This is a genomic window from Anaerococcus provencensis (genome assembly GCF_000312365.2).
Taxonomy (GTDB): Bacteria; Bacillota; Clostridia; order Tissierellales; family Peptoniphilaceae; genus Anaerococcus; species Anaerococcus provencensis.
This window is the reverse complement of record NZ_HG003686.1, coordinates 758,538-780,394: the sequence shown is the minus strand read 5'-3', so window position 1 is coordinate 780,394 and position 21,857 is coordinate 758,538. Positions and strand designations below refer to the sequence as shown.

The following is a 21,857-nucleotide window of genomic DNA, read 5'->3' as shown; positions in this document are numbered from 1 at the left end:
TTGTTTAATGATCGTATTTTACAAGGGATATTACCTTATAGTCTTTTAGTGCTTGTCTAGCATTTAATTCTTCAAGTTCAATTAAGAATTCAAATGCAGCTACTTCTGCGCCAAGGGTTTCAATTAGTTTAGCACAAGCTTTTGCAGAACCACCTGTTGCTATAAGGTCATCTATTATTACGACCTTATCTCCCTCATTAAGTGCGTCTTTATGCATTTCAAGTTCATTGCTACCGTATTCTAGTTCATAAGAAACTTTTTCTATTTCTCCTGGTAGCTTGCCTGGTTTTCTTACAGGAACAAATCCTACCCCTAGCCTATCAGCTAGTGGAGCACCAAATATGAACCCTCTAGACTCAATACCTACGATATAGTTAAAGTCAATACCTTCAAGCTCTTTTTCGAGCATATTTAATGATTCTTCAAATGCGTCTTTGTCTTTTAAAAGTGTAGTAATATCCTTAAAAGAAATCCCTTCTATTGGGTAGTCTTCGATTACTCTAATTTTTGATTTAATATCCATTCCATCCTCCAAATATCTTTATACCCTTATTATACCTTTATTATCTTCTAAGATTTAGTGTAAAATAGTATTTGAGGTGATTTCTATGCTTAACGAAAAATTAGACCAATACTTGAAAAAAGATTACTATCCCTTTCATATGCCAGGATCAAAAAGAACTAATAAATTAAGAGAAGATATTCCCTATAAGAGAGATTTAACAGAAATTTATGGTTTTGATAACCTAAATGACCCTAAGGATATATTTTGCCAGATGGAAGAGCAAATAGCTGATATTTATCAAGTAGAAGATGCTATAATTTCTACAAATGGTTCAACTTGTGGAATTTTATCTACTATTAGAGCCCTAACTTATGAGAACAAAAATATCCTTATCCAAAGATCTTCCCATAAGTCAGTCTACAATGCTATTGAATTGAATAATTTAAAATCTGATTATATAAATGTGATTATAGATAATATGGGAGCAATAATTGACATTGATTATGAGGACCTAGAAGAGAATTTATCTAATAAGGATTATGCTGCTATAGTAATTACTTCACCATCATATGAAGGTTATTATTTAGATTTAGATAAAATATATGGTATTGCCAAAACTTACTCAACTCCTCTTATTGTTGATATGGCCCATGGATCCCATAGTGTTCTATCTGGTAAATATCATAATGATTTTGCTATTGCTATAACGTCATTTCACAAAAACTTATCAGCCCTAACTCCATCTTCTGCTGTACTTATTAATAATATGGATTACTCTAAAGAAATACGCAGAAATATGGCTATATTTCAAACGTCATCACCGTCATATGTAATCTTGCAATCTATTGATGAAATGATTGATAAATTTCCAGAGTTTTATCATAAGTATAGTGATTTAGAAAAAAACTTGAATGCAATTTATGATCTCAATTTAGATCATTTAGAAATTGTAAACGATAATAAAAAAGATAGGAGCAAAATTTTAGTTTCTACTGCTAATACTGATATCGATGGTTTTATTTTAGAAGAAATGTTAAGGGATAGAAAAATAGAAATTGAAATGTCATATCCTACTTATGCCCTACTTATTGCAAGTATTTTTGATAGTAAAATAGGATTTGACCGCTTGCAAGATGCTCTTTTGGATATTGATAAAAGGATCAAAAAATCCACCAATAATTTTTCTTTTGCTTATAAGATACCAGAAAAATCAATGGAAATATATGAAACTATACTTAAAGAAAAATCTACAGTTAACATAGGTGATTCAGCTGGTAAAATCTGTGGGCAGTTTGTCTATGCCTATCCTCCAGGAATACCAATCCTAAGTCCAGGTGAAGTAATTGATAAAGATATAATTTCTACTATGAAATATATGACAGATCATCAGACTAAACTGAATATAGAAGATACAATACTTATCCTAGATTGACAAATTATCTCATAACTGTTAATATTAATTTGTATAGGAATTATACAAAGGAGTATACATATGAAAAGAATTGTAACTTTAAATACCAGAAATCTTCACAATAGCAAGAAAAATGGTGGATGTGGTGAATGCCAAACATCTTGCCAATCTGCTTGCAAAACAAGCTGTGGAGTAGCTAACCAAGAATGTGTTAGCAAAAAGAATAAATAAGGGATTATCCCTTATTTTTTTCTTTTAAAAACCTAGTATTTTAATATAATACTATATATTAAACTTGAGGAGAATTTATGATACACCAATATAAGGCCAAAGGCTTTAATATAGTTTTAGATACATATAGTGGATCGGTTCATGCTGTTGATGATGTGACCTATCAAATTATTTCATTATACGAAGATAATACAAAAGAAGAGATTAAAAATCTTTTGTCTACATACAATCTCTCTGATGATCAATTTGAAGAAGCCTATAATGAAGTAAAAACATTAGAAGAAGAAGGAATGTTATTTACCACTGATAACTTTGCTGACCTATCAATAGGTGTCACAAAAAGACCTACAAATGTCAAAGCAATTTGTTTAAATGTGGCCCACACTTGCAATCTTTCTTGCGAATATTGCTTTGCAAAGGGTGGCAAATACCATGGGCCTGATGCCATCATGACAGTAGAAACAGCAAAAGATGCTATAGACTTTTTAATCGCAAACTCTGGAAGCCATTATAACTTAGATGTAGATTTCTTCGGTGGTGAACCTCTAATGAACTGGGATGTTGTTACTCAAACTGTAGACTATGCCAGAAGTTTAGAAGAAAATTATAATAAACATTTCAACTTCACCTTAACTACTAATGGCATGCTTTTAGATGACGACAAAATTGACTATTTAAATGAAAATATGAAAAATGTCGTCTTGTCCCTGGATGGTAGACGTGAGATTCATGATGAATTCAGAAAAACTATAGGTGGAAAGGGTTCATTTGACACCGTAGTTCCAAAATTCCAAAACTTTGTCAAAAAACGTGGCGACAAAGAATACTATATGCGTGGGACTTTTACAGCAAATAACCTTGATTTTACCGAAGATATAAAAACCTACTTAGACCTTGGTTTTAAGAGAACTTCTCTAGAACCAGTTGTAGGTAACTCTGAATCAGCATACGCCCTTAAAGAAGAAGATTTGCCAGTTCTTTATGAAGAATATGAGAAATTAGCAGATATGATGATGGAAGCAATTGATAAGAACGATGAATTCATCTTCTACCACTATATGATTGACCTAGAAAATGGTCCATGTGCTCACAAAAGGCTATCAGGTTGTGGATCTGGAACAGAATATATGGCCGTAACCCCTAGTGGTGAATTATATCCTTGCCATCAATTTGTAGGTAATGAGGACTTTATTATAGGAAATCTTAAAGAAGGTATACTAAGAGATGATCTAGTCAATCAGTTTAAGACCTGCAACTGTTACTCAAAAGAAGAATGCAAGTCTTGCTGGGCTAATATGTACTGTTCTGGCGGTTGTGCTGCAAATAACTTTAATGCCAATGGAGATATAAACCAAATTCACCAGTATTCTTGTAAATTGTTTAGAAAAAGAATTGAAATGGCCATTGCAATTAAGATTTATGAATATATGAAAGAAAACGACAAAGAAGAAGTCATAGCATAGTATCACTTACCCAATAATAGGCTGAATAAAGGTCTTATTATTGGGTATTTTATTATTATGGAGGATTAATAATGACTGATGATAAAAAAAGAACCTTTGAAGCCGGAGATAGTGACAATGTTAAGGATCAGGTAAAAGAAACTGGCGATAATATAAAAGAATCAATAGATAAGACTAGTGATAATATCAAAGAAGATTTTGAAGAAACTAGCAAAGAATTAAAAACTAACTTCAATAAGGCGAAGGATAATCTTGAAAAAGATTTCGATAAGGCTAAAAAAGAAGTAGAAGAAAACTTTGATGATGTAAAAAGTGATGTAGAGGAAGATTTTGAAAGAGTAAAAAATAAGGATAGTAAAGATTCTTCTTCCTACAAAAAAGAAGAAGATCATAGCAGGGCTAATAGGAATAACAGAAGTAATAGCCCTAATCACAGAAGTCCTAGAGAAAGAAAAGCTGCTGAAGCAGAAAAACCATTTTATACAACATGGTGGTTCTGGGTACTTATAGTCATCCTATTATTCCTATTATGGAAATATGGATTTAATAAGTCTACTACAACAGCATATTTACAATCATACTTATTAGTTTAGTCTATGTTCTGAGGTGATAGCCAAGGCTGTCACCTCTTTTACATTGGCTTTTTCTAAAACTTTCGCCATCTCTTTTACAGTATTGCCAGTTGTTATAAGATCATCTATTATTAAAACTGACTTACTTGACAAATCACCATCAAATTTAAAGGCTCCCTTTAGATTGTAAGATCTTTCGTCTTTAGAAAGTGTATGTTGGGCCTTGGTATTACGCTCTTTTGTAAAATTATCCAAATATGATGGATTAATATCATCAATAAAATAATCACAAATCATTCTGATATGATCAAAGCCTCTATCATTTATAGTCTGTCTAGAACTTGGCGAAGGTAAAATATAATCAACATCAAATAGTTTGTGGACTCTGCCATAATCATACAAAATGCTAGAAAATACCTTGCTAAGAGAGGTGTTCCTATTAAATTTATAGTCAGCGATTAGTTTTTTCATCGTCTCATTATAAAAATAAACTGCATGTGCCTGATAATTATCGATTTTGAATTGATTTGCAACATAATCCAGTTTTTTTAGGCAATCTTTACACAAGAAATGAGCAACTGCCTCATTAGATTTACAGATGTAGCATATATTTTTGTCAAGAAATAACCAATTAATCATCAATGACATCCCCCATCTCATTTATCCAGTATGATAAATTAGTATACCTCTTATTGGAAGAATTATTATCAACCATTTTCTTTATTATCTTCTTATCTCCAACCAAAATAACAAGTTTTTTGGCACGTGTCACACCTGTATAGAACAAATTTCTAGTTAAAAGCATTGGAGCTACTTGCATCATAGGTATAATCACACAATCAAATTCGGAACCTTGGGACTTATGAATTGTTATGGCATAAGATAAATCTAAATCTTTTATATCTTCTTTTTTGTATTTTACAAAAGAACCGTCATAAAATACAACTTCTAGATTTTCGTACTCTCTATCAATTTCTCTAACAAATCCAATATCACCATTATAGACACCCTCAGTTTCATAGATAGAATTTTCTGGTATAAGGTTATAATTATTCCTTATCTGCATAACCTTATCATTGATTTTGAAAATTTGCTTATTAATTTCTAGTTTTTCTTGTGATAGGTTGATAGCTTTTTGCATATTTTCATTTATATATGCTGATCCCCATGGAGTTTTCTTGCTAGGGCAAAGTATTTGTATGTCCTTTACCTTATCTATGCCGTAAAACTTCGGAAGCCTATTATTTACTAGGTCAATCAAAACATCATTAAAATTATTTGGGTTTGCTTCTACAAAAAAGAAATCCTTTCCTTGCTCATTTAGTATTGGATACTCACCATTATTGATCCTATGGGCATTGATAACTATATTGGATTCTCCTGCTTGCCTAAAAATTTTTTTAAGTCTTATGGTTTTTATATCAGTTTCTATTATATTTTTTAGTACGTTGCCAGGGCCAACTGATGGCAATTGATCGCTATCTCCTACCAAAATTAAGGCTGTACTTGCTGATATAGCTGATAGTAAGGTCTTCATTAGATAAATATCGACCATACTCATCTCATCCACAATAATATAATCTTTTTCTATAGGATTTTCTTCATTATATTCAGATATGACTTCATCTGGCCTTATTCCTATCATCCTATGTATTGTATAGGCTTCATCATTAGTAGATTCTTGCATTCTCTTTGCGGCACGTCCTGTTGGAGCTAATAGAGCATAAGAAAGATTATTAGACCTTAATATAGAGGTAATGGCCTTTATTATAGTGGTTTTTCCTGTACCTGGACCTCCAGTAATTACTAAAAGCATATTTTTGAATGCTTCGTTTATGGCAAGTTTCTGTTCATCAGAAAATACAGATAGATCTTCATCTATTGTAACATCAAAGGCATATGGTGTTTTCTTTTTGTATAAAAGCTCCAAACCAACTGATTTCTCTGCCTTAAATAATGAGTTTTTATAAATAAATTTCTGCTCGTTTATGAGAACATTATATAATTTCCCTTCTAGAGCATCATCATTTATTTCTTTTACTACTTCTTCTTTTTTTACTCTCAAAAGTTTACTAACATTATCTACTAGATAATCATATTTTAAGGCTGTATGTCCATTAAATTCAGATTCGTAATTCAATATATAGGAAATCCCTGCAGATATCCTGAATTTAGAATTTGACTTCATCTGCATATTTTGACCAATAGTATCGGCCATTTTAAATCCGATTCCAGATATATCTTCCATTAGTTGGTAGGGATTTGTCTTTATAATATCTATAGCATCATTACCATAAAGTTTGTAGATTTTCATAGACAGATTATATGATATATTTAAGCCTTGTAAAAATAGCATGGTATTTCTCGAATCCCTAGATTCTTCTGAAGTCATCTTTATATCAGCTATTTTCTTTTTGCCTATACCTGGTATTTCTATGAGCTTATCGGGATCATTATAGACGATATCTATTGACTTATCTTTAAATCTGTCGTAGATATCTGATGCTGTTTTTTTGCCTATGCCCTTAATATTTGCATTGGCCAAATAATTTATGATGCTGGCTTTCCCTGTTGGTTTTTTCAAATTTACAGAGTTAACAACGATTTGCTCACCGTATTTATCATGATAGGTAAAGTCTCCTTCAATTTCTAAGTTATCTCCAGGCTCAAAAAAAGGCATAGTACCCACACAAGTTATATCAGAATCAGAAGTTTCCACAACAATAATGTTGTAGCCATTCTCTTCATTTCTATAAATTATGTTTGTTACTATGCCTTCTATTTTCATTTAATCTATTGTTACTCTCTTAATATCTCCACCAAGCTTAGTAAATTTTTCAACTAGCTTGCTATAGCCCCTATCTATATGATAGATGTCAGATATCTTTGTTTGTCCACTTGCAGTAAGACCAGCCATAACAAGGGCAGCACCAGCTCTTAAATCAGTGGCTTTTACATCAGCACCATGGAGTTTATCTACTCCAACAATAGTAGCCCTATTGCCACTTGTTGCGATAGCAGCTCCCATTTTATTTAATTGCTCTACATGCATAAATCTATTTTCAAAAACAGTTTCTTGAATTTTACTTTCACCATCACAGACTGTCATTAAAGCCATAAATTGAGCTTGGGCATCTGTAGGAAAACCAGGATATGGTAGAGTTTGAATATTAGTTGGCTTTAGCTTTTGATTTGCTGAAACCTTAATAATATCTTCTTCTTCAATTTCTTCTACGCTAGCACCCATTTCAATAAGCTTTGCTATTACCGGCCTAATATGTGATCCAATCACGTTTTTGATTGTAACATCACCTTTAGTCATCACAGCTGCTAGCATATAGCTTGCAGCTTCAATCCTATCTGGAATGATAGTATGACTTGTACCAGTAAGTTTTTCTACACCCTCTATTACTATAGTTGATGTTCCAGCTCCCTTAATCTTTGCTCCCATTTTTGAAAGGAAAGATGCAAGATCTACAATTTCTGGTTCTTTAGCAGCATTTTCTATGATGGTTTCGCCCTTAGCAAGGCAGGCTGCCATCATTATGTTTTGTGTGGCACCTACAGATGGGAAGTCCAGATAAATTTCATTACCAATAAGTTCTCCATTGGTTGTTATTGATATAGCTTCATCATTTACTAAAGCATGAGCTCCTAAAGCTTCAAATCCCTTTAGATGAAGGTCTATAGGTCTAGCGCCAATATTACAGCCTCCAGGAGCTTTGGTGTGGGCTTCTTTAAACCTTGATAACAATGGTCCCATTACGACAAATGAGGCTCTCATCTTATCCATAAGTTCAAAAGGAGTTTCGCAAGTGTTTATGCCTGATGAATCAATTCTTAAGGATTCATCTCCTATATATTCAACCTTACTACCCAGATGTTTTAATACCTCTATCATTATCTCAACATCTTTTAGCTTAGGAACACCATCTAGAATTATCTCTTCAGTACCCAAGACACAAGCGGCAAGTATTGGCAAGGCAGAATTTTTAGCTCCTGATATAAGAACTTCCCCTCTTAATGGTCCACCGCCGTTTATAAGTAAAATCTCTTTTTTATCCATTTATTTTTCCTTTATTTTGTACCAAATAGTCTATCTCCTGCATCACCAAGGCCAGGTACAATGTAACTATTTTCATTTAATCCCTCATCAAGTTGTGCAACAGTGATTTCAACATCAGGATGGGCTTCTCTTAATTTTTCTATTCCTTCTGGAGCTGCTATTATGCTAAGTAATCTTATACTATTGCAGCCCTTAGCTTTTAAATTGTCTATTGCATCACAAGCTGATCCACCTGTTGCAAGCATTGGATCAATGACAATAATATCTCTTTTCTCAACATCTAATGGTAACTTAGAATAATATTCAACTGGAGTAAGGGTCTCTTCATCCCTATACATACCTATATGTCCAATTTTGGCTGCAGGAAAGACTTCCAAGACACCATCAACCATACCAAGTCCTGCTCTTAATATTGGCACTATACCAAGTTTCTTGCCAGAAAGCTTATATCCAGTTGTTTTTGTAATTGGAGTTTCAACTTCGTACTCTTCAAGTTCTAAATCTTTTGTAGCCTCATATGCTAGAATCATAGCTATCTCTTTTATAATAGATCTAAATTCATTTGATCCCGTATTTATATCTCTAAGAATAGATATCTTGTGTTTAATTACCGGATGGTCCAAAATTTTTACATGTTCTTGCATTAATTTCTCCTATACATAGTTTACATTAAAAGATGCTGACTTCTTCATTCTATTCATTATACTCTTACCCAAGCCTTCTTCACTTACACCCTCAGCTAGAATTAAATCAACATTTTCATCATCCATCAATCTAAGCGATGTAAATAAAACATGGGACATATATGTCAAATCGTATCTATTACCAAGACTAATAAGCTTAAAATCTTTAAACTTACTTAATTGGTCTTCAAATACGAGTACACCTACCTTTTTACCCTTACTCTTCTCATCTAAAGCCTTCTTTAGTATTTCATCAGAAGCTTTTTCTCCTACAAAAATTTCCATCTTTGCTTTTGGAGCGTAGTGGGTATATTTTTGACCTGGAGATTTTGGTATTTTTTTGCTATCTACTATTGAATCATCAAGTCTTACATTTGGTAAAATATCTTTGATATACTCGTAAGTATAAAAGCCTGGTCTAAGTATAGTTGGTACTTCTTCGCTAAGATCTATTACCGTTGATTCTATGCCTATATCACAAGCTCCACCATCAATTATAAGTGGTATCTTGCCATTAAGGTCTTGGTATACATCAATAGCTCTAGTAGGTGAAGGCTTGCCTGACAAATTAGCACTAGGGGCAGCAATTGGAGTATTTGCTGCACTTATTAAAGCAAGTGCTATTTCATCTTTGGGATATCTGATTGCAACGGTATCAAGCCCTGCTGTAACTGCACTAGGGACCTTGCCTGATTTTTTGAAGATAATAGTAAGAGGTCCTGGCCAGCAACTTTCCATCAATTTTTTACTTTCTTCATTTATATCATCAGTTAAATTATATAACATAGATATATTAGAAATATGTAAAATCAGTGGATTGTCATTCGGTCTACCCTTGGCTTCAAATATATGCTTGCAAGCTGTATCATTTAAACCATCGGCTCCAAGACCATAGACAGTTTCAGTAGGAAAGGCTACTAGGGAGCCTTCCTTGATGATTTTTCCAGCATTTTCTATAATTTTTTTATCAATATTATTTCGATCTATTTTAGAAATCGTCGTATTCATTTATTGCCTGTTTTTCTAATTGTTCAATTTCTCTTTTTAAATTATCATTAAGTATTAAGGAATAGGTTGGATCTAAATGTACATTTAGTCTAATTCCTGTTTCTTTTTCTACTTCTTTTTGTATGTCAGTTATTAATTGGTGGGCTGCTAGTAGAGAAATATTTTGCGCTATTTCAACATCAACAGTTCCATCCAAATGTCCTTTGCCATAATCGTGTATTTCTAATCCATGATAACCAATTATAAAATGATTATCAACCAACATAGCTCCAAGCTTTTTCTCTACCTCTGGGCTAAGTCTTTGGCCTAGTAGATAGTTCATGGTGTCTCTAAACATATTGAAGCCTGGCATAAATACTGCACCAGATAGGATAACACCTGCTAAGGCATCTAAGTTAAAGTTTATATATTTTTGTAGGTACAAAGATATAATTATAGCAAGAGTTGATAGTATGTCATTTCTTGAATCTATCATAACTCCCAAATTTAGCTCAGAGTCAAGGTTTCTATATAATTTTCTATTTAAAAAATATATATAGATTTTGGCAAGTATACTTATGACAAGAACTCCCATTGTTAGATAATTAATTGATACGATATTATCTTCCTTAAATTTACCCAAGGAATTTAAAAGCAAAGAAAATCCAACATACATTATTAATATACTAACTAGTAGGGTGATTAACGCTTCTCCCCTACCATATCCGTGAGGGTGTTCTTTATCTGCTGGTTTCCTACTTATCTTAGCACCCACAAAGGCCATAATAGCCACAATTGTATCTGATAGATTGTTGAAACCATCGTTAATTATTGCAGCAGAGTTTACTATCACTCCTACTATCAATTTACCTGCACTAAGCAAGATATTAATTACTATAGATATTATAGATGATAGAGAGATTAAAGCCAATCTAGTGTGTGGATTCTCCTCATTCTTATAATCATCTACAAATTTATTAGCTAATAAATTAAACAATTTATTCACCTATGTGTTCTAGTTTTCTAGTTTGATCTTCAGTTGTTAGTGCATCAATCATTTCTTCAATATTGCCATTCAAAAAGTCCTCTAGCTGATATATGGTTTTATTGATTCTATGATCTGTAATCCTACCTTGGGGGAAGTTGTAAGTCCTAATTCTTTCAGACCTATCACCTGTTCCTACTTGAGATTTTCTATTATCAGCAATTTCTTTGTTTCTTTTTTCTTCTTCTATCTCATAAAGGCGAGCTCTCAAAACTCTCATAGCTTTTTCTTTGTTTTTAATCTGACTTTTCTCATCTTGGCAGGTTACAACAAGACCTGTTGGTTCGTGAGTAAGTCTTACTGCAGAGTCTGTTGTATTTACAGATTGACCACCATTACCAGAAGACCTATAAACATCTACCCTAATGTCATTTGGGTCAAGCTTAATATCAACTTCATCAACTTCTGGCATTACCGCAACTGTTGCTGTAGATGTGTGGATTCTACCACCAGATTCTGTTTCTGGTACACGTTGGACCCTGTGAACACCTGATTCATATTTTAGTTTTGAGTAGGCACCTTCACCTTTTACAACAAAGGTTGCTTCCTTTATGCCCCCTACTCCCTGGCTAGTCACATCAATCTCTTCGGTTTTGAAGCCTGCTTTATCAGCATACATATTGTACATTCTGTACAAGTCTCCTGCAAAAAGTCCTGCTTCATCTCCACCAGCTCCTGGTCTAATCTCTACGATTACGTCTTTTGTATCGTTAGGGTCTTTAGGGATTAGTAGAATCTTCATCTCTTCGTTATAAACTTCAAGGTTTTTCTTTTCTTCATTGATTTGCTCTTTTAACATTTCAAGCATTTCTTCATCATTAGTTTCTTCTAGCAATTCTTGATTTTCCTCAATGGTTGCTTCAGAATTTAAGATATCCTCGTATTTTTCAACTACTGGTTTTAGTGAATTGTATTCTCTAGATATCTTTGTGTATTTTTCAATGTCAGAAATAACTTCCGGATCTGCAAGTTTTAACTCGAGATCTTTAAAATTATCTCTAATATGATCTAAATTTTCGAACATAGTTATCCTTTCTGGGCAATGATAAACCTATCGAACCCATTAAAATCTTTCAAATTAATTATATTTTTAAAATCAGATTTGACCAATAGTTCATTTATTGGATCCTTTTGATCATATCCAATTTCAAAAATTAAATGTGCATTATCATTTAAATACTCATTAGCCTGGTCAATAATTTTTTTATAGAAATAAAGACCATCTTTCCCACCATACAAGGCTAATTTTGGTTCATGGTAGAGCTTTTTGTCCAAGGCAAGATAATCTTTTTCGTTAATATAGGGAGGATTTGAAACTATAATATCAAATGTATCGCTTATATTATCAAACAAATCACTTTTTATAAAATTAACATTAGTAAGGTTCAAATTATCTTTATTTTCATTAGAAAGACTTAATGCATCTTCACTAATATCTACTCCAAAAACTTGCGAATCAGGCAGATTTTTCCCTAAGCTTAGGCTTATGGCCCCAGATCCAGCTCCTACATCCAAGATTTTATCTTTTTTAAAATCAGATTTTATTATATAGTCGACTATAATCTCAGTTTCAAACCTAGGTATTAAAGCTCTCTTATCTACTATTAAACTTATATTTAAAAACTCCCAAGACCCTAGAGCATATTGTAAGGGGATTCCATTATTAAGATCTTCTTCTATGGATAAAATCTTATCTTCTACATCACTTGTCAATTGAGATTCTGGGTTTAAATATAAGTATGATTTTGACTTATCCATTAGATATGATAATCCTATTATTAAATCATCATTTGCCTTGTTTATAACATCTTTTACTTTCATTATGCATACAAAAATAAGGTTAGTTTCCTAACCTTATTATTTTCTACCGTATCTTCTGTTAAATTTCTCTACATTACCACCACGCTCAGCTGTTCTTTGTTTACCTGAGTAGAATGGATGGCAATTGTTGCAAACTTCTACTTTGATTTCTTCTTCTGTAGATCCAACAGTAAATTCATTACCGCAAGAAATACATGTTACTTTAGCTTCGTGGTATTCTGGATGTAAGTCTTTTTTCATATAAACACCTCTATCTTCTTCATTCAATAAGCATTTAAGATTATACCATGTATAAAGCTTATAATCAAGTCAAAGTGTTCTATTTATAAGATCTACAAATTTATCATTAGAATCGGTTTTTTTCATAAAGTCAATGAGCTCAATAATTGATCCTGTTTTGTCTAATTCTGATTTTCTAAGTTTATAGATTGCCTCTAATTCTTCCTTATTTAGTAATAAGTCTTCCCTTCTAGTAGATGATTTTTCTATATTTATAGCTGGGAAGATTCTCCTATCAGATAATCTTCTATCAAGGTGGACTTCCATATTACCAGTTCCTTTAAATTCCTCAAAAATGAGATCATCCATTCTAGAACCTGTATCAATTAGGGCTGTAGCGAGGATTGTAAGAGAACCTCCACCCTCAATATTTCTGGCTGCACCAAAGAATTGTTTTGGTCCAACAAGGGCCATTGGATCAAGTCCACCAGATAAAGTTTTACCTGACTGAGGAGTTATTATGTTATAGGCTCTTGTAAGCCTTGTTATAGAGTCAAGCAGGATTACAACGTCCTTTTTATCTTCTACAAATCTTTTTGCTCTTTCCAAAATCATATCTGCTATTTCTACATGATTTTGTGGTGGCATATCAAATGTAGATGAGGCAACTTCTGTTCTCATATAATCGTTAGAAGGGTCCCTGTATTCATTTACAAATCTTATAAAGTCTGTAACTTCCTCTGGTCTTTCATCTATTAATAGTACAAAAATTTTTACATCATCATAGTTTTTCTCAATAGACCTTTCTATTTCTTTGATTAAAGTCGTCTTTCCTGCCTTAGGTTGAGAAACTATAAGACCTCTTTGACCCTTACCTATAGGAGATATGATGTCAATAATTCTGCCTGATAAATTATCAGCAGATCTCTCTAATTGTAATCTTTCATCTGGATATATAGGTGTTAAGTCTTCAAAACTTATTCTATTAAAGGCTTCGCCAGGTTTTATGCCATTGACATCTGTTACAAATATTAATGGAGCAAATTTATCCTTATCGTGTTTTTCACGGGCGATTCCCCTTATGTAATCTCCTGTTTTTAGTCTAAACATCTTTATTTGCTTAGGAGGTACATATATATCATCGTCACCTTGCTCATAAAGGTCAGATCTTAAAAAGCCATAACCATCTGGTAAGATCTCTAGCACACCCTCACAATCAAACTTAGCTCCCAGATCATTGTCTTGTTTTTCTTTTTTATCTTCTTCATTTTCTTTTTGAGCTTGTTCGATTAGTTTTATTAATTCATCTTTTTTATATTTAGTAACTGAAGAGATCTCTAATTCTTTAGCAATTTCTCTCAGTTCAGCCACTGTTTTTTCTTGGTAATTTGTCATATATTCCTTAATAGAAATAAAGGACCCAAAGGCCCTTTACTTTCAATCTTTTTACTATTTATCAGCAGAGCCTTCTGAACCCATCATAGCTACTTTTTCATAAACAACTTCTTTGATAGCTTTTGTACCTGGCGCTAATAGTTTTCTTGGATCAAAGCCTTTACCTTGTTGATCTTTGCCTTCTTCAATGTATTTGCGAGTTTCTTTAGCAAAAGCTATTTGACATTCTGTATTTACATTGATCTTTGAAACTCCAAGCTCAATAGCCTTTTTAACTTGATCTTCAGGAATTCCTGTACCACCATGAAGTACAATTGGCATATTTACTGCGTCAGAAATTTCTTTTAATCTATCAAAGTTTAATCCTTTCCAATTTTCTGGATAAACTCCGTGAATATTACCAATACCTGCAGCTAAGAAGTCAATACCACAAGAAGCAATTTTTTTACATTCTTCTACATCTGCAAGCTCTCCTTCGCTTGCTACACCGTCTTCTTCTCCACCGATGCCACCAACTTCTGCTTCTACAGAAATGTTTTTAGCATGAGCAAGTTCTACTATTTCACGAGTTTTTTCAAGGTTTTCATCAAGTGGAAGGCTTGATCCATCAAACATTACTGATGTAAATCCTGCTTCTATACAAGCTTTTGCACCTTCATATGTTCCATGATCTAGGTGAATAGCAACTGGTACAGTAATATTTAACTCATCGTGCATAGCGCGAACTAGGTCAGCAACTACTCTAAATCCACCCATATATTTTGCAGCACCTTCAGATGATGCTATGATAACTGCAGTTTGTTTTTCTTCTGCTGCTTCTAGGATTGCTCTAGTCCATTCAAGGTTGTTTGTGTTGAAATGTCCTATTGCATATCCATTTTCATAAGCTTTGTCTAAGAATTCTTTTGCATTAACTATCATTATTTTCTCCTTATAATTTAAATAAGTTTCTTTACTACTAAGATGATACCCTTTTTATCTTGCCAAGTCTTCTTCTACAGAAGAAATAACTTCTTCTATAGCTTTTGATTTGTCAATCTTTTCAATTTGCATTTCTTTTCTTGTAGAATATTCAACTACATTATCTTTTGCATCTTTTCCTACAGTTATCCTATATGGAATACCTATTAGATCTCGGTCGTTGAATTTAACTCCAGCTCTTTCTTTTCTATCATCAAGGAGAACGTCTATACCTTTTTTTCTTAATTCTTGGTAAATTTCTTCTCCAAGCTTCATTTGATTTTCATCATTGATATTTATGATAGTAATCATAGCTTCAAATGGTGCTACAGATGTTGGCCATATTATTCCTTTTTCATCATAATTTTGTTCAACAATAGCTGAAATTGATCTTGATATACCTATACCATAGCTACCCATAATAAATGGTTGTTGTTTGCCATTTTCATCTAGGAAATATGCTTCTAGACTCTCAGAATATTTAGTACCTAATTGGAAAATATTGCCCACTTCTATGCCACGAGCAGATTTTAATATACCCGATTCATCATAGGCCATATCACCTTCCTTGGCTGTAAGTAAATCTTCTACAACTTCACCTTCAAAATCTCTAGCAAAATTTGCATTTATATAGTGGTGGTCAGTTTTATTTGCACCTATTACAACATTATTGATTTTTGTTATAGATTCATCAACTATAACTCTCACATCTTCTAAGCCAATAGGTCCTGTAAATCCTGCTTTTGCTCCTGTTAATTTCTCTATGGTTTCATCATCCATCATTTCAATATCGTGTTCAGCAGCCTTTAAATATGACAAAAGTTTTGCTTCATTTAATTCGCGATCACCAGGAATCATTACGAAAACCGGCTCACCTTTTACCATCAAGTCGACTACTTTTGCAAATTTATTAGATGGAATTGCCAAGAATTCACTTACTTCTCCTATAGTAGTTACATTTGGTGTTTCTACAAGTTCAAGCTCTTTTAAATCCTCTACTATTGGATCAAATTTAAAGCGAGCCTTCTCATCAGTAGCGGCATAGTCAGAATCTTCAGTAAAGAAAATCACTCCTTCACCTGTTTCAGCTAGTGCTATAAATTCATGAGACATTCTTCCACCCATTGAACCAGTATCACCTTCTACAATTTTGTAATCAATACCCATCTTATCAAAAGCCTCTACATAAGCATCCCACATCAATTGGTAGGATTCTTCCAAGCCTTCTTGATCTTTATCAAAAGAATAAGCATCTTTCATCAAGAAGTCACGACTTCTGTTGATACCAAATCTAGGCCTTTTTTCATCCCTAAACTTATCTACTATTTGATATAAATTTAATGGAAGTTGCTTGTAAGAATTTAGTTCGTTTTTAACTAAATCTGTTAGAGCTTCTTCTGCTGTAGGTCCTAGTGCGTACTCTCTTTCGTTCCTATCTTTTATCTTGAACATTTCTGGACCAAAAGTATCCCAACGTCCACTTTTCTCCCAAATTTCTTTATCTTGTAAAATAGATGTAGAAATTTCTATAGAATCATGTCCGTCCATAGATTCTTTTACTATGTCGATGATTTTATTTTTAACTTTTTGTCCTAATGGTAAGAATGAATAAATACCACTAGCTTGCTTTCTAATAAACGCTCCCCTAACTAGAAGCTTGTGGCTTGCTGTCTCTGCATCAACTGGGTCTTCCCTTAGTGTTGGCATATAATACTTTGATAATCTCATAATTCTCCTTAATTAATATCCTTCATGGATAAACCAATTCTTTCTCTTTTTTTATCTATCTCTATAACTCTTACTTTTACAATATCTGAATTAGTCAATACTTCATTTGGGTCTTTGATGAATTTTTTGGAAATATTTGAAATATGGACTAGTCCATCAATTCCAACTCCTATATCTACAAAAGCTCCAAAATCTGTGATATTTCTAACCTTACCTGTAAGCTCGTCCCCTATTTTCAAATCGTCAATAGTCATTATTTCAGACTTAGTGAGGATTTCAGGATTATCTTCCCTAGGATCACGGCCTGGTTTTTTAAGCTCACTAATAATATCTTCTAAAGTCGGCCTTCCAACTTCCAATTCATCAGCAAGTTTGTCTATATCAATTTCGTTTAGATCTAAATCTTTAACCTTATTAGCAATCTTATAACTTTCTGGATGAACACCTGTATTATCTAGAAGTTCAGGTGAGTCAGGAAATCTTAAGAATCCTGCTGCAAGTTTATAGGTCTTATCTCCTAGGCCCTTAACTTTTTTCAAATCTTTTCTATAGATTAGATTTCCTTCTTTAAACTCATCTTCTATACGCTTTGCAATGGTTAAATTTAGGCCAGATACATAAGACAAAAGCTTATAGGAAGCATTGTTAATAGTAACTCCTACTTCATTTACTGCATCTTCTACAACTTTTGAGAGCTCTTCATCAAGCTTTTTCTCATTTATATCGTGTTGGTATTGGCCTACGCCAATGTGCTTAGGCTCGATTTTTACAAGTTCTGCCATAGGATCTTGGAGTCTTCTTGCCATGGATATAGCTCCTCGAATAGTAACATCAAGGTCCGGGAATTCTTCTTCACCAAGACTTGATGCAGAATATACAGAAGCTCCTGCTTCATTTACCACAGCATAGGCAATATCTTTATCTATTTCTTCTAATAATTTATTTACAAAAACTTCTGTTTCTCTACTTGCAGTTGCATTGCCCAAGGCTATCAATCTCACATCATGTTTTTCTATAAGATTTTTCAATATTGCTATTGATTCTTTTTCTTTTTTGTGAGGTATGACTGGGTAAATAACAGCTTGGTCCAAATACTTTCCATTTTGATCAACTACTGCTACCTTACAACCTGTTCTATAACCAGGGTCAAGCCCCATTACATTTTTTCCTTTTATAGGTCTTTGTAGTAAATAAGGCTTTAAGTTATTAGAAAAAACCTTAATAGATTCATCTTCTGCATTTTCTGTCAAGAAATTTCTAAGTTCTGTGGTTATTGACGGCAGTATTAATCTCTTATATGCGTCATCTATAGACTTATCAAGCAGTGATTTTTGATAATCATTGTTTACTTCGTATAAGTTGCTGATTAGTTTCTTGTTATAATCATCAGAAAACTCAACTTTTATAGCAAGTGCATCTTCTTTTTCACCACGATTTAAGGCTAGTATTTGATAAGCTTTTATATCTTTTAGTTTTTTAGAAAAATCATAATAAGTCTGATACAGATTTTCGGGATCTTCTTTTTCTGTTGCAATAATCCTTGCTCTTATCATCCCATCACGTCTTATAATATTTCTAGCATCTATATTGTTAGAAATATCTTCAGCCATGATATCTAGTGATCTTTCAATAGCAAGTTCAGGACTTTCTACATCATCGCTAATAAAATCCTTAGCAAAAGTTAATGCATCTTCTTCATCTTTAGACTCAGTAAACAAATACTTATATAAGTCTTCAAGTCCAAGCTCTCTAGCTATATCTGCCCTTGTCTTTCTTTTTTTCTTATAAGGGCTATAAATATCTTCAAGCAAAGTTAGAGAATTGGTAGATAGGATTTGCTCCCTTAGCTCTTCTGTTAGTTTTCCTTGAGATTCTATAGAACTAAGTATTTCCTCTTGTCTTTTTTCTACATTTCTAAGTTTATTAAGATTTTTTTCAATTTCTCTTATTTCAACATCAGTTAAATTTCCAGTTTTTTCTTTTCTATATCTTGCAATAAAGGCTACAGTGGAACCCTCGTCTAGTAAGTTTCTTACACTTTCTATTTTTTCTTCTTCTAGATTTAATTGCTCTGATAAAATATTTATTATATCCATGATTTCCTTTTATAAAATTAATAGTTTCAACAAATAAATTACTAATAAATGAGCAGGATAAAAAATATAAAAAGCCCATTTATTTTGCTTTCCTTTTTTCCCATTATATAACATAATTAAGGGAATGGCTAAATATACAAATCCATAGCTAATGGGTATAACAGAGCCCCAAACTTCAAATTCAAACAAAAATCCAATCATTAAAGCTAAGGCAGTAAGTATTTTATTATTTCTAGCCAAATATAATAAAACAATAGCCAATACTCCATTGGATGAGTAATCAGTCCTTAAAAATGCAGTTAAGTACATGGCAACTATAGTTAATAAAATAATACCTACAATATTTATTATAATATTTTCATGTCTCTTTAGAAGTTTGTCAATGAAAAATATTGTCAAGGCTGCAATTAAGATTGTAAATATAACATTTTGTCCGTATGAGTAGAAAGGCTCTCCATAAAATGCTAAATCATAGGGAACTTCAGCAACCAGTGCAAAGGCTAAAAGTCTTAAAAAATATTTCTTATAGTTTTTTGTGTAAATTACAGCTTGAACTGTAAAAAAACAAAATATTGGCATGGCTATTCTTCCGATAAAAACAAAAAGATCAGCCATAAACCAATATTCTTCACCCATATTATACATTAAATTCGTTTGGGCAAGATGGGATAGGAGCATAGTGAAGATAGCTATCCATTTTAAATGCCCAGCAGTTAAATATGACCTATCCCTATTCCAAATTTTATTATATTCTTCTAAAGAATTTACCTTAAGTATATCCATAAAACTCCTAGTTACCAGTAATGAAATTTATCTTATATTTTGGAAAATTCATACTAATAATCTTGCCCCCAACATTAGCATAGTCTGTTTCATCTATATCATAAACATTTGACGGATCAAAAAATATTATCTTATTGTTAGGGTTTGTAGATGGTGCTACTTCAAGTTCAAATTTATATCTATCCTTATCCTTTGAGTAAGCAAGAAGTATATCAATAAATCTTCCATAATCATATTCATTTACAGTCTCAAATTCCAAGTCGATTTTATATTCGTTTTCTTCGTGAATTTTTAAAATCGGTCTTTTACTTTCGTAGCTACTTACTTCCCCACTTTTAAGGTCAGTAATAGACATAACTGTTATATTTCTGCTCTGATCAAAATCTCCAGACACAAGTTTGATTATATCTGTATTTGAAAGTTTATTAGTATCAGAACCTTCATAAACTTCACTTTTTGAACTTGGAACTTTTACAAAATTATAATCATTTGTGTCCACAGCATGATTATTAGACTTTTCAGGCTTTTCATAAATCTTGATGGTTTCATCATCATCTTTATCTATATCAAATGACTTTCTAGTTCTTCTTCCCTGATTCTTTGAGTTAGTCTTATTTTCTACTTTCTCATCATCATTCAAAAATTCTTGAATTTCTTTAAAATCCATCCTATCTTTCAATAGAAAATTGTCTTTGCTTGATAAGTACCTAGATGTAGAATAGACTGTTTTGATGGTCATATAAATAAAGCTTATAGAAGTTAAAATAGTCAATATGTTTTTTGGGATAATATCATTATAGTTAAACAAGTTTATAACAAGCATCAAAATGAAGGGTGTTATTCCAGTAAATTTTAGAAAATCTTTAAACTTGGAATTTTCATTTGTCTCAGATTTTTTTGCGTTATTATTAATTCTTATTGACATCTTTAATACTTTTAAGAAAAATATTACAAAGCCAAGTATATAAAGACCGGTTACAGCATTATATAACCAAGGGATTTGCCCATAAAGGTCAAACGGAAGCATCTTAATAGCATAATCAATAGCAAAAGCTAAAACAAGCACAAAAAGTCCAGCTTTTCTAAATGTTTTAGACACTAAAAAAACAAGCAAATTTAATACAATAATTGCAAGAGGAACTAGCGCTATTTTATAATCTGTTGATAAAGTCTGTAATTGTCTAATAATAAATGATAAATCCATAATAACTCCTTTTATAATTATATCAAATTAGCAATTACATACAAATATTTTTAAAATATATAACTTTGATTATTTTAATATATCAGTATAATATCCTATTATAGGCTTCAATAGCTCAATTGGCAGAGCAACGGTATCGTAAACCGTAGGTTGCAGGTTCGATTCCTGTTTGAAGCTCCACACTATGATAAATGACCTAGGTAGAGTTATTTTTTCTTACTAGGTCTTTTTTTATTATTAAATAATAATTTTAAATAATAATTATTACTTTAATCGAGTAGGAGCTAACATGTAGCCCCTCTCACACCACTGTACGTGCCGTTCGGCATACAGCGGTTTAATTCAAATAATAATCCAAACAACTTTGAAGTCCTCGCTTTGCGAGGATTTCTTTGTTTATATGATGTAGTCCTGTGGTTTTGGCAACCGCTTGATAGTGGTCTCCAAATCCTACTGACTGTTTTGCCATCCACATCGGAACTCCTAACTTTCGAAGTCCCCATAGGCGTTTTTCACTAGTCTTCCACTGCTTCCATATGACTATTCTCATTCTTGTTCTAAGTCGTTCATCTATCTTTCTAAGGACCGTCTTCATATCTCCTAGTCTAAAATAGCTTATCCACCCTCTAATTACTTGATTCAGTCTGTTGATTCGATAAGTCATTGCTACCGACCAGCTTCTCTTTGT

21 protein-coding genes and 1 tRNA gene are annotated in these 21,857 nt (G+C 32.5%); 5 read left to right on the top strand and 17 right to left on the bottom strand.

Annotated elements, in window-relative coordinates:
* Positions 1 to 4: 4 nt before the first annotated feature.
* Complete coding sequence (locus BN38_RS06425) at positions 5 to 523, bottom strand: adenine phosphoribosyltransferase (RefSeq protein WP_044566138.1); 519 nt, start codon at positions 521 to 523, stop codon at positions 5 to 7.
* Between the two features lie 85 nt (positions 524 to 608).
* On the opposite strand from BN38_RS06425, the gene BN38_RS06420 reads away from it, so the two are divergent.
* The 4 genes from BN38_RS06420 (at position 609) to BN38_RS06405 (ending at position 4,203) form a co-directional block, all read left to right on the top strand.
* Positions 609 to 1,937, top strand: coding sequence for an aminotransferase class I/II-fold pyridoxal phosphate-dependent enzyme (locus BN38_RS06420; RefSeq protein ID WP_044566137.1), 1,329 nt, complete (start codon positions 609 to 611; stop codon positions 1,935 to 1,937).
* A gap of 60 nt (positions 1,938 to 1,997) precedes the next feature.
* On the top strand, positions 1,998 to 2,147 hold the full coding sequence (scfA, locus tag BN38_RS06415) for a six-cysteine ranthipeptide SCIFF (RefSeq protein ID WP_044566136.1): 150 nt from the start codon (positions 1,998 to 2,000) through the stop codon (positions 2,145 to 2,147).
* 77 nt (positions 2,148 to 2,224) lie between these two features.
* A complete protein-coding gene (gene scfB / locus BN38_RS06410) occupies positions 2,225 to 3,610 on the top strand; it encodes a thioether cross-link-forming SCIFF peptide maturase (RefSeq protein WP_044566135.1) in 1,386 nt (461 codons plus the stop codon).
* A gap of 71 nt (positions 3,611 to 3,681) precedes the next feature.
* Positions 3,682 to 4,203 carry a hypothetical protein gene (locus BN38_RS06405; protein WP_044566134.1) on the top strand — a complete coding sequence of 174 codons (522 nt, stop codon included), beginning with the start codon at positions 3,682 to 3,684 and terminating at the stop codon, positions 4,201 to 4,203.
* Here the strand turns inward: BN38_RS06405 and BN38_RS06400 are convergent.
* The 15 genes from BN38_RS06400 to BN38_RS06330 form a co-directional block, all read right to left on the bottom strand.
* Complete coding sequence (locus BN38_RS06400; protein ID WP_044566133.1) at positions 4,195 to 4,821, bottom strand: ComF family protein; 627 nt, start codon at positions 4,819 to 4,821, stop codon at positions 4,195 to 4,197. The genes BN38_RS06405 and BN38_RS06400 overlap by 9 nt on opposite strands.
* On the bottom strand, positions 4,814 to 6,970 hold the full coding sequence (recD2, locus tag BN38_RS06395; RefSeq protein ID WP_044566132.1) for an SF1B family DNA helicase RecD2: 2,157 nt from the start codon (positions 6,968 to 6,970) through the stop codon (positions 4,814 to 4,816). Before recD2 ends, BN38_RS06400 begins: the two co-directional genes overlap by 8 nt.
* Complete coding sequence (gene murA / locus BN38_RS06390) at positions 6,971 to 8,248, bottom strand: UDP-N-acetylglucosamine 1-carboxyvinyltransferase (protein ID WP_044566131.1); 1,278 nt, start codon at positions 8,246 to 8,248, stop codon at positions 6,971 to 6,973.
* 11 nt (positions 8,249 to 8,259) lie between these two features.
* Entirely contained in the window at positions 8,260 to 8,892 is a 633-nt protein-coding gene (gene upp / locus BN38_RS06385; RefSeq protein WP_044566130.1) for a uracil phosphoribosyltransferase, read from the bottom strand.
* 9 nt (positions 8,893 to 8,901) lie between these two features.
* Entirely contained in the window at positions 8,902 to 9,939 is a 1,038-nt protein-coding gene (locus tag BN38_RS06380; RefSeq protein ID WP_044566129.1) for an L-threonylcarbamoyladenylate synthase, read from the bottom strand.
* The gene (locus BN38_RS06375) at positions 9,920 to 10,915 is read right to left on the bottom strand and encodes a cation diffusion facilitator family transporter (protein ID WP_044566128.1); all 996 of its coding nucleotides are present in this window, start codon (positions 10,913 to 10,915) and stop codon (positions 9,920 to 9,922) included. Before BN38_RS06375 ends, BN38_RS06380 begins: the two co-directional genes overlap by 20 nt.
* 1 nt (position 10,916) lies before the next feature.
* The gene (prfA, locus tag BN38_RS06370) at positions 10,917 to 11,987 is read right to left on the bottom strand and encodes a peptide chain release factor 1 (RefSeq protein ID WP_044566127.1); all 1,071 of its coding nucleotides are present in this window, start codon (positions 11,985 to 11,987) and stop codon (positions 10,917 to 10,919) included.
* Between the two features lie 2 nt (positions 11,988 to 11,989).
* A complete protein-coding gene (prmC, locus tag BN38_RS06365; protein WP_044566126.1) occupies positions 11,990 to 12,784 on the bottom strand; it encodes a peptide chain release factor N(5)-glutamine methyltransferase in 795 nt (264 codons plus the stop codon).
* Between the two features lie 36 nt (positions 12,785 to 12,820).
* Complete coding sequence (rpmE, locus tag BN38_RS06360; RefSeq protein ID WP_044566125.1) at positions 12,821 to 13,024, bottom strand: 50S ribosomal protein L31; 204 nt, start codon at positions 13,022 to 13,024, stop codon at positions 12,821 to 12,823.
* Positions 13,025 to 13,093: 69 nt separating this feature from the next.
* A complete protein-coding gene (rho, locus tag BN38_RS06355; protein WP_044566124.1) occupies positions 13,094 to 14,398 on the bottom strand; it encodes a transcription termination factor Rho in 1,305 nt (434 codons plus the stop codon).
* 54 nt (positions 14,399 to 14,452) lie between these two features.
* Entirely contained in the window at positions 14,453 to 15,319 is an 867-nt protein-coding gene (gene fba, locus BN38_RS06350) for a class II fructose-1,6-bisphosphate aldolase (protein ID WP_044566123.1), read from the bottom strand.
* A gap of 54 nt (positions 15,320 to 15,373) precedes the next feature.
* Positions 15,374 to 17,086, bottom strand: coding sequence for a proline--tRNA ligase (locus BN38_RS06345; RefSeq protein WP_044566122.1), 1,713 nt, complete (start codon positions 17,084 to 17,086; stop codon positions 15,374 to 15,376).
* 8 nt (positions 17,087 to 17,094) lie between these two features.
* Positions 17,095 to 19,182, bottom strand: a complete 2,088-nt coding sequence (locus tag BN38_RS06340; RefSeq protein ID WP_044566121.1) for a Tex-like N-terminal domain-containing protein — start codon at positions 19,180 to 19,182, stop codon at positions 17,095 to 17,097.
* 9 nt (positions 19,183 to 19,191) lie between these two features.
* A complete protein-coding gene (locus BN38_RS06335) occupies positions 19,192 to 19,965 on the bottom strand; it encodes a TraX family protein (RefSeq protein ID WP_044566120.1) in 774 nt (257 codons plus the stop codon).
* 7 nt (positions 19,966 to 19,972) lie between these two features.
* On the bottom strand, positions 19,973 to 21,169 hold the full coding sequence (locus tag BN38_RS06330) for a hypothetical protein (protein WP_044566119.1): 1,197 nt from the start codon (positions 21,167 to 21,169) through the stop codon (positions 19,973 to 19,975).
* Positions 21,170 to 21,273: 104 nt separating this feature from the next.
* On the opposite strand from BN38_RS06330, the gene BN38_RS06325 reads away from it, so the two are divergent.
* Positions 21,274 to 21,349: transfer RNA gene (locus BN38_RS06325), tRNA-Thr, on the top strand.
* A 157-nt stretch (positions 21,350 to 21,506) separates the two neighbouring features.
* On the opposite strand, the gene BN38_RS06320 is transcribed toward BN38_RS06325, so the two are convergent.
* The coding region (locus BN38_RS06320; protein WP_044566118.1) for a group II intron maturase-specific domain-containing protein at positions 21,507 to 21,857 on the bottom strand (351 nt) is incomplete at its 5' end.